At 38.5% G+C, this 15,487-nt stretch carries 17 protein-coding genes; all 17 read left to right on the plus strand.

Annotation, left to right across the window (positions count from 1 at the left end; genetic code table 11):
- Positions 1-85 precede the first annotated feature (85 nt).
- The 17 genes from trmFO to NST21_RS09055 all read left to right on the plus strand — a co-directional run bounded on the left by trmFO (position 86) and on the right by NST21_RS09055 (position 15,478).
- Complete coding sequence (trmFO, locus tag NST21_RS08975) at positions 86-1,408, plus strand: FADH(2)-oxidizing methylenetetrahydrofolate--tRNA-(uracil(54)-C(5))-methyltransferase TrmFO (protein ID WP_328114025.1); 1,323 nt, start codon at positions 86-88, stop codon at positions 1,406-1,408.
- Positions 1,409-1,467: 59 nt separating this feature from the next.
- Positions 1,468-2,370 (plus strand): tyrosine recombinase XerC, encoded by a 903-nt coding sequence (gene xerC / locus NST21_RS08980; protein ID WP_340888750.1) that lies wholly within the window; start codon positions 1,468-1,470, stop codon positions 2,368-2,370.
- A 20-nt stretch (positions 2,371-2,390) separates the two neighbouring features.
- Entirely contained in the window at positions 2,391-2,918 is a 528-nt protein-coding gene (hslV, locus tag NST21_RS08985; protein WP_056526739.1) for an HslVU peptidase proteolytic subunit, read from the plus strand.
- 13 nt (positions 2,919-2,931) lie between these two features.
- Complete coding sequence (gene hslU / locus NST21_RS08990) at positions 2,932-4,341, plus strand: HslU--HslV peptidase ATPase subunit (RefSeq protein WP_056526744.1); 1,410 nt, start codon at positions 2,932-2,934, stop codon at positions 4,339-4,341.
- 108 nt (positions 4,342-4,449) lie between these two features.
- Positions 4,450-5,229, plus strand: a complete 780-nt coding sequence (gene codY, locus NST21_RS08995; RefSeq protein WP_053345318.1) for a GTP-sensing pleiotropic transcriptional regulator CodY — start codon at positions 4,450-4,452, stop codon at positions 5,227-5,229.
- Between the two features lie 797 nt (positions 5,230-6,026).
- Positions 6,027-6,422: a flagellar basal body rod protein FlgB gene (gene flgB / locus NST21_RS09000; protein ID WP_056526746.1), complete on the plus strand. Its 396-nt coding sequence runs from the start codon at positions 6,027-6,029 to the stop codon at positions 6,420-6,422.
- On the plus strand, positions 6,422-6,880 hold the full coding sequence (gene flgC / locus NST21_RS09005) for a flagellar basal body rod protein FlgC (protein WP_340888752.1): 459 nt from the start codon (positions 6,422-6,424) through the stop codon (positions 6,878-6,880). The genes flgB and flgC overlap by 1 nt, the downstream gene beginning before the upstream one ends.
- A 21-nt stretch (positions 6,881-6,901) precedes the next feature.
- Positions 6,902-7,210, plus strand: coding sequence for a flagellar hook-basal body complex protein FliE (gene fliE, locus NST21_RS09010; protein WP_340888753.1), 309 nt, complete (start codon positions 6,902-6,904; stop codon positions 7,208-7,210).
- 93 nt (positions 7,211-7,303) lie between these two features.
- Positions 7,304-8,902 carry a flagellar basal-body MS-ring/collar protein FliF gene (fliF, locus tag NST21_RS09015; protein ID WP_340888754.1) on the plus strand — a complete coding sequence of 533 codons (1,599 nt, stop codon included), beginning with the start codon at positions 7,304-7,306 and terminating at the stop codon, positions 8,900-8,902.
- Between the two features lie 17 nt (positions 8,903-8,919).
- Positions 8,920-9,939, plus strand: a complete 1,020-nt coding sequence (gene fliG / locus NST21_RS09020; protein ID WP_053345323.1) for a flagellar motor switch protein FliG — start codon at positions 8,920-8,922, stop codon at positions 9,937-9,939.
- The gene (gene fliH, locus NST21_RS09025; protein ID WP_340888756.1) at positions 9,932-10,696 is read left to right on the plus strand and encodes a flagellar assembly protein FliH; all 765 of its coding nucleotides are present in this window, start codon (positions 9,932-9,934) and stop codon (positions 10,694-10,696) included. The genes fliG and fliH overlap by 8 nt, the downstream gene beginning before the upstream one ends.
- Before the next feature lie 2 nt (positions 10,697-10,698).
- Complete coding sequence (gene fliI, locus NST21_RS09030) at positions 10,699-12,018, plus strand: flagellar protein export ATPase FliI (protein ID WP_340888757.1); 1,320 nt, start codon at positions 10,699-10,701, stop codon at positions 12,016-12,018.
- A 2-nt stretch (positions 12,019-12,020) separates the two neighbouring features.
- Positions 12,021-12,464, plus strand: a complete 444-nt coding sequence (gene fliJ, locus NST21_RS09035) for a flagellar export protein FliJ (RefSeq protein WP_252430701.1) — start codon at positions 12,021-12,023, stop codon at positions 12,462-12,464.
- An 8-nt stretch (positions 12,465-12,472) separates the two neighbouring features.
- On the plus strand, positions 12,473-13,090 hold the full coding sequence (locus NST21_RS09040; protein ID WP_340888759.1) for a MotE family protein: 618 nt from the start codon (positions 12,473-12,475) through the stop codon (positions 13,088-13,090).
- A 29-nt stretch (positions 13,091-13,119) separates the two neighbouring features.
- On the plus strand, positions 13,120-14,442 hold the full coding sequence (locus tag NST21_RS09045) for a flagellar hook-length control protein FliK (protein ID WP_340888760.1): 1,323 nt from the start codon (positions 13,120-13,122) through the stop codon (positions 14,440-14,442).
- Positions 14,443-14,450: 8 nt separating this feature from the next.
- The gene (flgD, locus tag NST21_RS09050) at positions 14,451-15,083 is read left to right on the plus strand and encodes a flagellar hook assembly protein FlgD (protein ID WP_340888761.1); all 633 of its coding nucleotides are present in this window, start codon (positions 14,451-14,453) and stop codon (positions 15,081-15,083) included.
- A gap of 11 nt (positions 15,084-15,094) precedes the next feature.
- Positions 15,095-15,478, plus strand: a complete 384-nt coding sequence (locus NST21_RS09055) for a TIGR02530 family flagellar biosynthesis protein (protein WP_340888762.1) — start codon at positions 15,095-15,097, stop codon at positions 15,476-15,478.
- Positions 15,479-15,487 lie beyond the last annotated feature (9 nt).

Raw genomic sequence — 15,487 nt, forward strand, 5'->3', positions numbered from 1 at the left:
GTAAAATACATACATATCGTTAAAAATGAAGTCTTTTATAAAAGCAATTTTAATGATAAATGATCCTGTCTTATCATATCTATACATGGAGGTTCGAAAAATGAAAGAAGCAAAAGTAAGTGTAATCGGCGCTGGGCTTGCAGGAAGTGAAGCGGCGTGGCAATTAGCTAAAAGAGGAATTAAAGTAGATTTATACGAAATGCGGCCTGTAAAACAAACACCAGCACATCATACCGATAAATTCGCTGAACTTGTTTGTTCCAATTCACTTCGGGCAAATACCTTAACAAATGCTGTAGGTGTTTTAAAAGAAGAAATGCGGATTTTGGATTCTGTTATCATATCTGCAGCAGACGCCTGTGCTGTTCCTGCCGGAGGTGCACTTGCTGTCGATCGTCATGAATTTGCCAGTCTTGTTACGGAAAAGGTGAAAAATCATCCAAATGTTACTGTCATTAATGAAGAAGTGACAGAAATTCCTGAAGGTCCTACTGTCATTGCCACTGGTCCGCTTACAAGTCAGTCTCTATCTGACAGCTTAAAGCAGATTATGGATGAAGAATACTTATATTTCTATGATGCTGCTGCTCCAATTCTTGAAAAAGAAAGCATCAATATGGATAAGGTTTATTTAAAATCCCGTTATGATAAAGGGGAAGCAGCCTATTTGAATTGTCCGATGACGGAAGAAGAGTTTGACCGTTTCTATGAAGCATTGATTTCTGCTGAAACTGTTCCTCTTAAAGAATTTGAAAAAGAAATCTTTTTCGAAGGGTGTATGCCAATTGAAGTGATGGCATCACGTGGGAAGAAAACGATGTTATTCGGACCATTGAAGCCAGTTGGTTTAGAAGATCCGAAAACAGGAAAACGACCATTTGCTGTAGTCCAATTGCGACAGGATGATGCAGCTGGTACTCTTTACAACATTGTTGGTTTTCAGACACATTTAAAATGGGGACCGCAAAAAGAAGTACTGCAGCTTATACCAGGATTGGAAAATGCTGAAATTGTTCGTTATGGAGTAATGCACCGCAACACTTTCATTAACTCTCCTAACGTTCTAAAACCTACGTACCAGTTCAAAAATCGCGATGACTTATTCTTTGCCGGTCAGATGACGGGTGTCGAGGGATATGTAGAATCAGCTGCATCAGGATTAGTTGCGGGTATCAATGCCGCGAGAATCATCCAAGGGTTGGAGCCTGCCATTTTCCCTGCCGAAACGACAATGGGTAGTATGGCAAGGTACATTACATCGACTAATGGGAAGAGTTTTCAGCCTATGAATGCCAACTTTGGCCTGCTTCCAGACCTTGAAGTAAGAATCAAAGCGAAAAAAGATCGGAATGAAATGCATGCTAAACGCGCTTTAGACACAATTCAGAACTTTGTGAAAACTTTGTAAAATATTTGCCTGCTGTTTTAAAGTATGATACTATTTATTAGCCTTTGCGAGGTGTTTCCATGATTAATCAAAATAAGGCATTATCATCCTTCATCGAATATTTACAAATAGAAAAAAACAGTTCACATTACACCATTGAAAATTACAAACGGGATATTCACGAATTTTTTTTGTTCCTGAATGAACAAGGGATTACCGATGTCACGTCTGTCGAATACTTTGATGTCCGGTTGTTTTTAACGAATTTATATGAGAAAAAACATTCTAAGCGAACTGTGGCAAGAAAAACATCTTGCCTGCGGAGCTTTTATAAATTTTTATTACGTGAAGGTGATGTGAAGGATAATCCTTTTTCTCTTGCTTCTTTACCTAAAAAGGATCAAAAGCTGCCACGTTTTCTTTATGAGGAAGAAATGAATCAGTTATTTTCTTCTTTAAAGAAAGATTCACCGATAGGAATAAGGAACACTGCACTATTGGAATTACTGTATGCTACGGGCATTAGGGTTAGTGAGTGCTGTGAAGTTAAACTGCAGGATATCGACTTGTCTCTAGGTACAGTACTCGTCCATGGAAAAGGGAAGAAAGATCGCTACGTTCCAGTTGGAAGATATGCTCAGGAAGCGATAGATTTATACATACGTACAGCTAGGATGGAAATGACTTCGTCTGACGCTAAGGCGCATGCTTATTTATTTGTTAATTTTCGTGGAGACCCTCTGACAGCTAGGGGAGTTCGCTATATTTTAAATGAATTGATTAAAAAGTCAGCCGCAGAGGGAAGTCTTCACCCCCATATGCTAAGGCATTCCTTTGCTACACACCTATTAAATAATGGGGCGGACATACGTACAGTACAGGAATTGCTTGGTCATTCAAAAATTTCATCAACGCAAGTGTATACGCATGTTACAAAAGACCAATTAAAAAAAGTCTACAATGCATCACATCCGCGAGCTTAAATGTTGAAAGGGGACTCTTTATGACAACGATATTTGCAGTACATCATAAAGGTGAATGTGCCATGTCCGGTGATGGGCAGGTTACTTTAGGAAATTCAGTAGTGATGAAGCATACGGCAAGGAAAGTAAGAAAGATCTTTAATGGTAATGTCCTTGCAGGTTTTGCAGGTTCGGTTGCAGATGCATTCACTTTATTTGAGATGTTCGAAGCTAAGCTGGAAGAGTATAATGGCAATCTTCAACGTGCTGCCGTCGAAATGGCGAAGCAATGGCGAAGTGACAATGTACTGAGAAAGCTGGAAGCGATGTTAATCGTCATGGATAAAAATGATTTGCTTCTCGTTTCTGGTACCGGAGAAGTAATTGAACCAGATGACGGGATTCTTGCAATAGGATCAGGAGGAAATTATGCACTGGCAGCCGGCAGGGCATTAAAGCGTTTTTCTAGTGAGTATTTATCAGCCAAGGAAATCGCCCAATCATCTTTACAAATTGCAGCGGAAATTTGTGTGTTTACGAATACGAATATAATCGTGGAAGAGTTGTAAGGAGGAGCGCATAATGTCAAAAAAAGCTAATTTAACACCGAGGCAAATCGTTGAAAAACTGGATCAGTATATCGTGGGACAGCGGGAGGCAAAACGGGCAGTGGCAGTGGCTCTCCGGAATAGATACCGCCGTTCCCTTCTATCGGATCAACTTCGTGATGAAGTCGTTCCGAAAAACATATTAATGATTGGACCGACCGGCGTTGGGAAAACAGAAATTGCTCGGAGAATGGCTAAATTGGTTGGTGCTCCTTTTGTGAAAGTTGAAGCAACGAAATTTACCGAAGTTGGATATGTCGGGCGGGATGTAGAATCCATGGTGCGTGATTTGGTAGAGACATCTGTCCGCCTCGTGAAGGAAGAAAAGATGGCCAGCGTAAAAGAACGGGCAGAGGAAAATGCTAATCGCCGGTTAATAGAATTATTAGTGCCATCAACAAAAAAACAGAGCAATTTTAAGAATCCACTTGAAGTCTTTTTTGGAGGCAGTAACAATCAAGATGAGCAGGATCCGGATGAAAATTCCGAAGATTTAAATCTGCAGCAAAAAAGAAACATTGTAGCTGATAAACTGGCTAAAGGTGAGTTAGAGAATGAAATGATCACGGTTGAAGTGGAAGAACAGGCCGCTTCAATGTTTGATATGCTCCAAGGTTCGGGAATGGAACAAATGGGGATGAATATGCAAGACGCGCTAGGAAGCTTGATGCCAAAGAAAAGTAAGAAGCGCAAATTGAAGGTCAGTGAAGCGAGAATTGTTTTAACGAATGAAGAAGCGGCAAAATTGATTGATATGGATGAAGTTACTTCGGATGCTGTGTACGGTGCTGAGCAGAACGGGATTATCTTCATCGATGAAATCGATAAAATCGCCAGTAAGCAATCTGGGGGTTCATCAGCGGATGTGTCGAGAGAAGGGGTTCAAAGGGATATTCTACCAATTGTTGAGGGTTCAACAGTTGTGACTAAATATGGTTCGGTTAAAACGGATCATGTGCTGTTCATTGCGGCTGGGGCCTTCCATATGGCTAAACCATCCGATCTTATTCCTGAATTACAGGGAAGGTTCCCAATCCGTGTAGAATTGAACAAATTAACTGTAGACGACTTTGTCCGGATTCTTCATGAACCAGATAATGCTTTGTTAAAACAATATGTAGCTTTGTTAGAAACTGAAGGTATAGAAATTGAATTTTCTGACGATGCTGTTCGTAAGATAGCTGAAGTGGCCTTCGAGGTAAACCAGAACACAGACAATATTGGTGCAAGACGACTTCATACTATTTTAGAACGGCTTCTTGAAGACTTGTCGTTTGAAGCTCCGGAAATCACGATGGAGAAGATTACAATCACTCCTCAGTATGTCGAAGAAAAACTGGGATCGATCGCCCGAAATAAAGATTTAAGCCAGTTTATCCTTTAAGAATGAAACAAATGGCAATATGTTTGCCCATGCAATGAACATAAAATTACGGAAATACAACTTCATAGTCTATTTTGAACCATGGTATTTTTAGGAGGAACAAATCAAATGAACTTATTAGCAAAAACAAGAAAAATTAATGCAATGCTCCAAAAAGCAGCAGGAAAAGCAGTTAACTTCAAAGAAATGGCAGAAAGCTTAAGTGAAGTTATCGAAGCAAATGTGTTCGTCGTCAGTCGACGTGGAAAATTACTCGGCATAGCAGTAAGTCAGCAAATCGAGAATGAACGTATGTACAAAATGTTAGAAGATAAGCAATTCCCTGAAGTGTATACTAAAAACTTATTTAATATTCCAGAAACATCTTCTAACCTGGATATCGAAAGTGAGTACACTGCTTTCCCAGTAGAAAACAAAGAGCTTTTTGCAACTGGATTAACAACGATCGTACCGATTATGGGTGGAGGAGAACGTTTAGGAACATTGGTTCTTGCTCGTTTACAAGAGAAATTCCACGATGACGACTTAATCTTAGCTGAATATGGTGCAACGGTAGTCGGTATGGAAATCCTTCGTGAGAAATCCGAAGAAATCGAGGAAGAAGCACGTAGTAAAGCGGTCGTTCAAATGGCCATTTCCTCATTATCATATAGCGAATTAGAAGCTATTGAACATATTTTTGAAGAGCTTAAAGGTAATGAAGGTCTACTTGTAGCATCGAAAATTGCAGACCGTGTTGGTATCACTCGTTCGGTAATCGTAAATGCGTTGAGAAAGTTAGAAAGTGCAGGGGTTATCGAATCACGTTCACTTGGTATGAAAGGTACGTATATCAAAGTATTGAATGATAAATTCCTTCTTGAACTAGAAAAACTGAAAAATAACTAACAGAGAAAAAGGCAGTCCTTTAAAGAGGGCTGCCTTTTTTGTGTGTAATTTGAACGACAAGCTAGCAAGAACTTCAAAGCTAATCGGTATGAAAAATGCGTTATGCAAGAAAAAAAGGCAATTCGAATTGAGAATTTAAATTTGAAATGTGAGTATTTAGATATTATTCTGGTGCTACTGGAAATATAGTAAAATTCTTCAAAATAAGAGTAATTATATTACTATAACTATAGTGATAATGAAAAAAATTTGTAATGAATTCCCTCCCTTCTTAATCAAAGTGTTACAAAATATCTGTTGATATTAGTAGCGGTTTTAAGAGTCCTAATTATGAAATAAGATGCTGAATTTGTCGAATATAAATTCACTTTAAAAAATTAATATTTTTTTCAAAAAAATATTAATATAGAATTTTAAAGAAACCGTTATAAAATAAGGCTAAAAAAGCTATGTTGTATAAAATCACTTATGAAAAAATATTATAAATTAGTTCTAAAGTATCAGGTATATAGATTCGTTTTTCGGTATGATAAATAAGGAACTAGAGATAAATTTTGACTAAAATGTCGAAAAAGTATGTAAAATGTAATAAATCGTAATAATTGAACTGGAATAATACTAAAAAAAGCAGTGAATTTGAGCAAATTGTGACATTTTTCGACAATAATAGGTCTAAAGTCTTAAAAATGTTTGTGGACATAGTTATAATGTTTCTTTAGAATTAAACCATGAATACGTTGGGTTAATTTATTTCTTAAGTTATTATCTGTTTAAAATGGAAAGAGGTGAGCGATAATATGGAATTATTTTCAAATACTTTTCAATCACTTGAAAACGCTCTGAATTATTCTAATACAAAACAAAAAGTTATTTCACAGAATATTGCGAATTCTGATACACCGAATTATAAAGCTAAAGATGTCTCCAAAAAACAGTCGTTTCAAGCTGAGTTAGAATCTTCCATCCAATCATACCGTACCGATGAAAGACACCTAAGTTTTAAATCAGAGGGCGGTGAATCCTCTTCAATCGTGACGCAGAGGAATGTGCAATACAACAATAATGGAAATAGTGTGGACATTGATAAAGAAATGACTGACCTTGCTGCAAACCAAATTTATTATAATGCAGTATCCGATCGGCTTTCAGGTAAATTCAAATCATTGGAAACCGTAATTAGGGGAGGTAAGTAATGGGGATTTTCCAAAGTATAAATACGACTGGCTCAAGCCTAACTAGTCAAAGGTTAAGGATGGATGTGATCTCTTCCAATATGGCGAATGCAGATACGACCAGAGCGGAATATGATGCAGAAACAAAGGAGTGGAAACCATACTCGAGAAAAGCAGTTGTGCTACAAAGTAAGGAAGGCAGTTTTTCAAGCTTTTTAAACGCGGCCACTGGGAAAAAAAGCGGGATTGGAAACGGTGTAAAGGTTACGGAAATAGTAAAAGATGAAACGCCTTTTGAGTTGGATTATAATCCAGAACACCCCGATGCCAATGATGATGGATATGTGGAAATGCCAAACGTCGATCCGCTTAGGGAGATGGTCGACTTAATGAGTGTCACACGATCATACGAAGCAAATGTGACAGTTTTAAATGCATCAAAGGGAATGATGATGAAAGCATTGGAAATCGGCAAATAAACTTGAATGGGGAGTGGAGATATGGAGGGGATTTCTCTTTCGGCAGGGAGCAATACACTTAATGTATTGAAAAATGACCAGAGTAATACAAATACACCATACGAAGCACAACGGAATTTTGCGTCCGTATTAAAAGAATCGTTGAATAAAGTTAATGAAACTCAAGTTGCATCAGACAATCTGACAACTAAACTGGTTAACGGTGAAGATGTTGAGCTTCATTCAGTGATGATTGCTTCACAAAAAGCCAGTGTTACAATGCAGGCTACACTAGAGGTCCGGAATAAGGTGGTTGAAGCCTATCAGGAAATGATGAGAATGAGTATATAGCATTCATTTTTTAAACCTCATTATATAAAGAAAAATGGCTAGGGGGAAAAAATTCCCCCTTTCATAAATTCATAGACTGACCGGGGGATTTAAATGAATGATGTACTAGTGAATTTAAAAAATAAAATAACTGCTTTCTGGACTAGTCGCAGTAAAAAACAAAAAGTCCTCATGATTAGTGCAACCGCATTGATTATCATCGTCATTATGGTTGTCTCGGTTTTTGCCTCCCGTACAACACTGGTACCCTTATATTCTAATTTAACGCCATCAGAAACGGGAAGTATTAAAGAGAATTTAGATAGTCAAGGAATTAAGAACGAAATTTCAGACAACGGTAAAACGATTAAAGTTCCTGAAGAAAAATTGGATACACTTAAAGTGGAGCTTGCAGCTGAAGGGATCCCGGACTCAGGAAGCATCGACTATTCATTTTTTAGTCAGAGCGCTGGTATCGGAATGACCGAAAATGAATTCAATGTTATTAAATTGGACTCGATGCAGACGGAACTAGCCAATTTAATAAAGAAGATTGACGGGGTTGAAGATGCGAGTGTGATGATTACACTTCCTGATAAAGGGGTTTTTGTAAGTGATACAGCAGGTGAAGCGTCAGCATCAATTGTTTTGAATACGAAATCCGGCTATAAATTTGAAGAAAATCAAATTAATTCACTTTATCATCTTGTATCAAAAAGTGTTCCAAACCTGCCTACAGATAATATCGTCATTATGAACCAAGATTTTGAGTATTATGACCTTGAAAATCTAAATTCTAATTTCGCGTCTGCTTTTGTTACTCAAAACGAAATAAAAAAAGAAATTGAACGCGATATTCAAAGACAAGTACAAAATATGCTAGGAACAATAATGGGCAGAGATAAAGTTGTCGTTTCTGTCACAACAGACATTGATTTCACTCAGGAAAACAGGGAAGAGAATATAGTTGAACCGGTGGATGAAGAAAATATGGCAGGAATTGAGATTTCTGCGCAAAGAATCAATGAATCGTATAGTGGGGATGCAGCTGGGGCTGGTGGCATTCCGCAAAGTGAGGACTCCTCTGATTCATTAGGATCTAGTTATAAAGAGGGAACAAACGGATCCGGTGATTATGAAAAAGTTGATGAAACAATAAATAGTGAAGTGAACCGAATAAAGAAAGAAATAGTGGAAAGTCCATACAAAGTAAAGGATTTAGGTATCCAGGTAATGGTCGAGCCTCCTACGGCAGATGATCCAAACTCCTTATCTCAGCAGAGTGTAGATGATATTACACAAATCCTTAGCACAATAATCCGTACGACAATTGAGAAAAAAGCTGAAGGGGAAGAACTTACAGACGATGAGCTAAATAAGAAGATAGCGATTTCCGTTCAACCTTTTAACGGAAAAATGACAATGACAGAAGATGGAACGAGAACTTCAGTGCCCATTTGGGTTTACATTGTAGGTGGAATATTATTATTAGTCATTATCATTCTATTATTCTTATTTTTCCGGTCAAGAAGGCGATCAGAAATGGAAGAGGAATACGTGGAGGAAGAGGAAGAAATCGTATTCGAGGTTCCAGATTTAAATACAGAGAAGGAAACAGAGGCATCGTTAAAAAGAAAACAACTTGAGAAACTGGCAAAAGAAAAGCCGGATGAATTTGCAAAATTATTAAGAAGTTGGATAGCAGAAGATTAGACTAGGAGGCTGTGCAAGTGACAGAAAGAAAAAAAAAGGCCGGATTGACTGGCAAACAGAAAGCTGCCATCCTCCTTATTTCCTTAGGCCCGGATGTTTCTGCATCCGTATATAAGCATCTTTCTGAAGAGGAAATTGAGAGATTGACTCTTGAAATTTCGGGAGTTAGAAAAGTAGATTCGCAGGACAAAGAAGAAATTTTAGAGGAATTTCATAATATAGCTTTAGCACAGGATTACATATCACAGGGTGGGATTGGATACGCGAAGCAGGTTCTTGAAAAGGCGTTAGGGACTGATCAGGCGGCGGCAATCATAAACCGCTTAACATCTTCCTTACAAGTTCGTCCATTCGACTTTGCAAGAAAGGCAGATCCTGGACAGATATTGAATTTTATCCAAAATGAGCATCCGCAGACGATTGCCTTAATTTTATCTTATCTTGATCCAACACAGGCAGGCCATATTTTGTCTGAACTTCCCCAAGAGGTGCAGGCCGATATTGCAAGAAGAATCGCTTTAATGGATAGCACTTCGCCGGAAATCATTAATGAAGTAGAGCAGATATTAGAAAGAAAACTATCTGCAACTGTGACCCAGGATTATACCCAGACTGGCGGAGTCGAAGCGGTTGTTGATGTATTGAACGGAGTTGATCGCTCAACAGAAAGAACTATCTTAGATGCACTTGAAACCCAAGATCCAGAACTTGCAGAAGAAATCAAGAAACGAATGTTTGTCTTTGAAGATATCGTGACTCTTGATGGAAGAGCCATTCAACGTGTTGTACGGGAATCTGAAAATGAAGATCTCAAACTTTCCCTTAAAGTGGCAAGCGATGAAGTGAAGGAAATCGTTTTCCGTAACATGTCGAAACGAATGGTCGAAACGTTCCAGGAAGAAATGGAATATATGGGTCCTGTACGTTTGCGGGATGTAGAAGAAGCACAATCCAGAATTGTTGCTGTTGTTCGCCGCCTTGAAGAAACGGGTGAGATTGTAATCGCCCGCGGCGGAGGGGATGATATTATTGTCTAGAATTATTAAGTCCCACCAAGCAAATCAGGAGAAAAGCAATAAGATAACGATAAAAATTCGCTGTTTGGACTCACTTGAAGCAGAAAGAGAGGATGAAGGGCAAATCGTTCATCATTTTCAATCAGATGAATGTCTAAACCAAGCCAAGCAGGAGGCAGAATCTCTATTAATAGAAGCAAAACAAAAAGCCAAAGCGGTTGCGGATGAAGTCCAGCAAGCCCGCGAACATTGGGAGAAGCAAGAAAAAAAAATGTATATCGAACAGGCTCAAAAAGAAGGGTATCAGCAGGGAATCGAAGATGGAATCCAAAAGGGCTATAACGAGGTTGCAGGGGAGATCGCTTTTGCAAAGAAAGTGGTAGAGTCCTCTAAAAAAGATTATCAGCAACATATCGAATCATCTGAATCAGTTATTTTGGATCTTGCTATGAAAGTGGCGGGGAAAGTTATTGGCCGCCAGCTTGAAAATGATGAAGAGTCTTTTTTATCCATCATAAAGAAAGCCATTAAAGAAGCAAGGGATTATCGGGAAGTGCAGCTGCATATTCATCCGATTCAATACCAATCGATTCTTACTCATAAGGAAGAGTTGATTTCAATCTTTCCAAAAGATACAGAATTGTATATCTATCCGGATGATGATCTAAATGAAAGTAGTTGTATCATCGAGTCGGAGAATGGAAGAATAGATGCCAGCGTTGATAGTCAGCTACAGGAAATTAAAATGAAACTAACTGAGTTGCTGGAAGGTGAGTAAAGATGAAAGCGAAGGATCTCTTACCCTTAGTTGATGAAGTCGATCCATTTAAACACTATGGACGAGTCAAACGTGTCGTAGGGTTAATGATAGAATCCCAAGGCCCTGAAAGCTCTGTAGGCGACGTTTGTTATATCTATACAGGTATACAAAAAAAGAAAAAGAAAATATTAGCGGAAGTTGTCGGTTTTCGTGATGAAATGGTCATTTTAATGCCGTTTACAGCGGTAAGTGATATTGGACCAGGATGTATTGTTGAAGGAAGCGGACGAAGCCTTGAGATAAAGGTAGGCAGTGGATTAATAGGTAAGGTTGTCAATCCTTTAGGACATCCAATCGACGATTCGCTGCTTCCAAAAGGACTTGCTACGGTTCCGGTGGATCAAGATCCACCCAGTCCCATGGAAAGGCCTCCGATTGATGAACCGATTGATGTAGGTGTACGTGTGATTGATAGTTTATTAACAGTAGGGAAAGGCCAACGTGTTGGCATCTTTGCTGGGAGCGGTGTTGGAAAAAGTACTTTGCTTGGCATGGTAGCACGAAATACCACGGCTGACTTAAACGTGATTGGCCTTGTTGGTGAACGTGGTCGGGAAGTCCGTGAATTCATTGAGAAAGATCTTGGTCCGGAAGGGTTAGCCAGATCAATTGTTGTTGTAGCGACATCTGATCAGCCAGCGTTGATGAGAATTAAAGGTGCTTTGACGGCTACTGCCATTGCAGAATATTTTCGTGACAAAGGATTGAACGTGATGCTAATGATGGACTCCGTCACAAGGGTTGCGATGGCCCAAAGGGAAATCGGACTTGCTGTCGGAGAGCCACCCACCACAAAAGGCTATACGCCATCCGTTTTCGCTATCCTTCCAAGTCTGCTAGAAAGAACAGGCACAAATCAGTTAGGATCCATTACAGCTTTTTATACGGTTCTTGTCGACGGTGATGATATGAATGAACCAATCGCCGATGCAGTCAGGGGAATATTGGACGGTCATTTCATCTTAGACAGAAACTTAGCAAATAAAGGACAGTTTCCGGCTCTCAATGTTCTAAAGAGTATAAGTCGTGTCATGAATAATATTGTTGAGGAAAGGCATAAAAAGTCAGCAGAAAACTTACGGGCAAGTTTATCAACCTATATTGAGTCTGAAGATTTGATTAATATAGGTGCCTATAAAAAGGGTTCTTCAAAGGAAATTGATAACTCCATTAATCGATATCCGGAAATCGTTTCATTTTTAAAGCAAGGCACTCATGAAAAAGCACCCAAAGATAAGAGTATTATCAACCTCGTAAAATTGATGGAGAAAGGTGATTAGCAATGATTTATCAATATAAATTTGAGAAGATCCTAACCATCAAGGAAAAAGAAAAAAGGGACGCACTTTCTAAATATAATGCTGCTCTAAAAACTTTTGAAAAAGTAGCCGAAAAATTGTATAAGCTCTTAAAGAAAAAAGAAGACCTTCTGGAATTCCAGCAGGAAAAGCTCCGAAATGGATTATCCGTTCAGGAAATTCGCCATCATCAGTTATTTATGGACAATCTGGAAAAGCTCTTAAGCCATTGTCAACAGGAAGTCATTGAAGCCCGTTACAAAATGAATGTCCTGCAGGAAGTATTATTAGAAAGAAATATTGAAGTCAAAAAGTACGAGAAAATGAAAGAAAATGAGTTTCTTAAATTCCTGGATGTCATAAAGGAAGCTGAGAATAAACAAATGGATGAAATATCTATCCGGCAATTCTTTAGCAAAGGGCGTTAGGTGATAGAATGCGTAAAAAAGTTGAATCTACTGGATTAGATGAATTAAAAGAAAATAAAATAAGCAAATTTCAATGGTTTCTTGTAATCTTCATCCCTCTAATCTTTGCGGTAACTGTAGCCATGGTAGTTTTCTCAGTTGCGGGGGTTAATGTAGTGGAAAAGGCTAAGGAGATGTCCGCTAAAATCCCCTTCGCCGAACTGATTCAAAAGGATGAGGTAAAAGAAAACTCAGCCAAAGACACTGAGAAAGTTTCAAGAAAACTGGCGAAGTTAGAAACCGAAATAGAAAACAAAGAAAAAGAGATAGAGAAGCTGGAAGGAATAATTGATACACGAGACAAGGCCGTTGAAAAGGCTGAAGCAGAAAAACAGCAGCTTCAGTCTGAAGTGAAACAGCTTAGAGAAAGTGAGGATGGGAGTAAAAAGGCTTTCAAAGATATAATACGCACTTATGAAACCATGGCACCAAAGAAGTCAGCTCCTATCATTACAGAAATGAGTGATGAAGATGCTGTTAAGATCTTGGCAAGTATGAAAGCTGATACTTTAGCGAAGGTATTAGAGCAAATGACAACAGCAGATGCTGCCAGGTTAACGAAGAGGCTAACGGAGCAAAGTTCTTAAGGGGAAGCTTTAAAGGAGGTGAATAATATATGAATTTGGCCATTAATTCTTTATTCCCCTTGGCATCAGTAAGTCAAACTGTTCAATTAAAGCAAAACCAGGGGATGAAATTGGGGTTTGGTTCAGTCCTTCAATCCTCCGTAGGGGCAGATTCAGGCAGTCCATTAGATACTGAATCCTTGCGTCTTTCCAATGAGGGGTTGTCAACTCTAAAGGATTTACTAGATATTTTGAAACTTAACAGTCTAAGTGACCTTGAGGAAGAAAGTGTTGCTGAAGATCCTTTAGTAAACAATCAAGGGGATGTTAGAACCCACCTATTCCAGTTACTAAAAAGGCTTAGCGGTAATAATGAAGAGACTCTTACAGAATTCTTTACGACTATAGAGGAAATCAATTTAGAACAAGAACCGGAAGACTTGAGGTTGGATTCACAAAGCCTGTTATCAGCCAATGTCATGGAACTATATACAATCCTAAAACAGGTTGCTTCGTTGAGTGAAGAAGAGTGGAAACAGCTCCCATTAGAGGGGACAGCGAATCTATTAAAGTTGGTAAAACTTCACGATCTTTTATCAGAGAATAAAGATATGACACAAGATGAAGCAACCATCCATAAGCAAATGAAAAATCTGCTTGAAGAGATATCAGGAAAACTGGAAAAATGGCTGCCTAATCAGCATCATAAAACAAATACTAACCTTGATTTTTCTCTTCTTTTGGAAAAAAGGCAAAATAAAACATTGGAAACTGTGAAAAGCGCATTCTCACAATTAACTGGAAGCGACAAGGTAAGTAAAGATGGAACAAATAGTACCGGTCTGACTTTAAAAACAGCGGATAGTAGTAACTATCAAGGTTCGGGTATGTCATTTCTAATGACAAAGCTTGAACAATTCGTCTTGACGGCTGCTAAGGGTGGACAAACTGTCAGTCAGGAAGAGTTTGTTAAACAGTTTGAAAGTATCTTGAGTAAAGCAAATTTCACAGGGGCTAACGGTGTAAATAAACTGTTAATAAAATTGAATCCCGAACACTTAGGGTCACTTAGAATTGAGTTGATTCAAAAGGATGGCATGATGACAGCGAAAATTTTGGCCACATCAGCGCAAGCAAAAGATATGCTGGAGAAACAGATTCACGGGTTAAAGCAAGCCTTTAACGGCCAAAATATCCAAATTGAAAAAATTGAAGTATCTCAGGCGTACAATGCTTTCAACTCAGAGAAATTCAGCCAGAAAGATGCGGATGAACAAAATAGACAACAAGAGAATAAGAGGGAAAGCAATGATGAGACAGAAAGTGAATTTACAGGCTCCTTTGCAGAAGCTCTGTTAAATCTAGAAGTGTAGGTGAAGAAATGACGACCATTGATACGTCACTATTATTATCAAGCTATCAATCAGACAGAAAAACAGGCGATTCACTCGGAAAAGATGATTTCCTGAAATTATTGCTTACCCAGCTGCAAAACCAAGATCCTTCCAGTCCGATGGACAATACAGAATTTATAGCCCAAATGGCCACTTTTTCTTCTTTGGAACAAATGATGAATATAGGATCCCAAATAGATGAACTAATTGGGTTAAACCAACAAAATAGTTTAATGAACTATAACTCATTCGTTGGTAAGGAAGTAACTTGGCATATATTGGATGAAAGCGGTGAGAACCTTGCGATAGAAGAAGGCGTAGGTATCGTGGAATCGATTCAATATAAAGGTGACAATATTTATTTCATTTTAGAAGATGGCACAAAACTTCAACCAGCAAATATTTCGGCAATGAAACAATCAAGCACGACATCTAACAGTTTGACTAATGCAAGTGAATTAATAGGCAAACGTGTCACATGGAATGATGAAGAAAATGGAGACCTTTCTGCCGTTGTTACATCAGTATCCATGAATAAAGGCAAGGTGCAGATAGAAGTGGATGATGACAGCGGCACAAAACTATCATTAGAGCAATTGATCAAAATCGCTAGTGCTTAAGGAGCGGAAAAATGGATAAACTCGGTTTTCAAGCAAATTCCGCTCAGATGAATCCACTAACAAAAACTCCCTTGAGACAAAGGCAAATGATCCAACAAGGATTTCAACAGCATTTTCAAGAAGCCATATCTACTAATGAAAAGCTGACAATTAGTAAACATGCAAAAATGCGGATGGATCAAAGGAAAATAGTAATAGAGCAACAAACTTGGGACAAAATAGCCGATAAAGCAAATGAGGCCAAAAAGATGGGTGTGACAGAATCTCTTATTATTATCGATAACGCGGCACTCGTAATCAGCACTAAAAATAACAAAGTCATTACTGTTGTGGATCGAGAGGAAGCCTCGTCTCAAATTTTCACGAATATCAATGGTACCATACTATTAGATTAATAGGCCGGA

Source organism: Peribacillus sp. FSL K6-1552, from assembly GCF_038005205.1.
In the GTDB taxonomy this organism is placed as follows: domain Bacteria; phylum Bacillota; class Bacilli; order Bacillales; family DSM-1321; genus Peribacillus; species Peribacillus butanolivorans.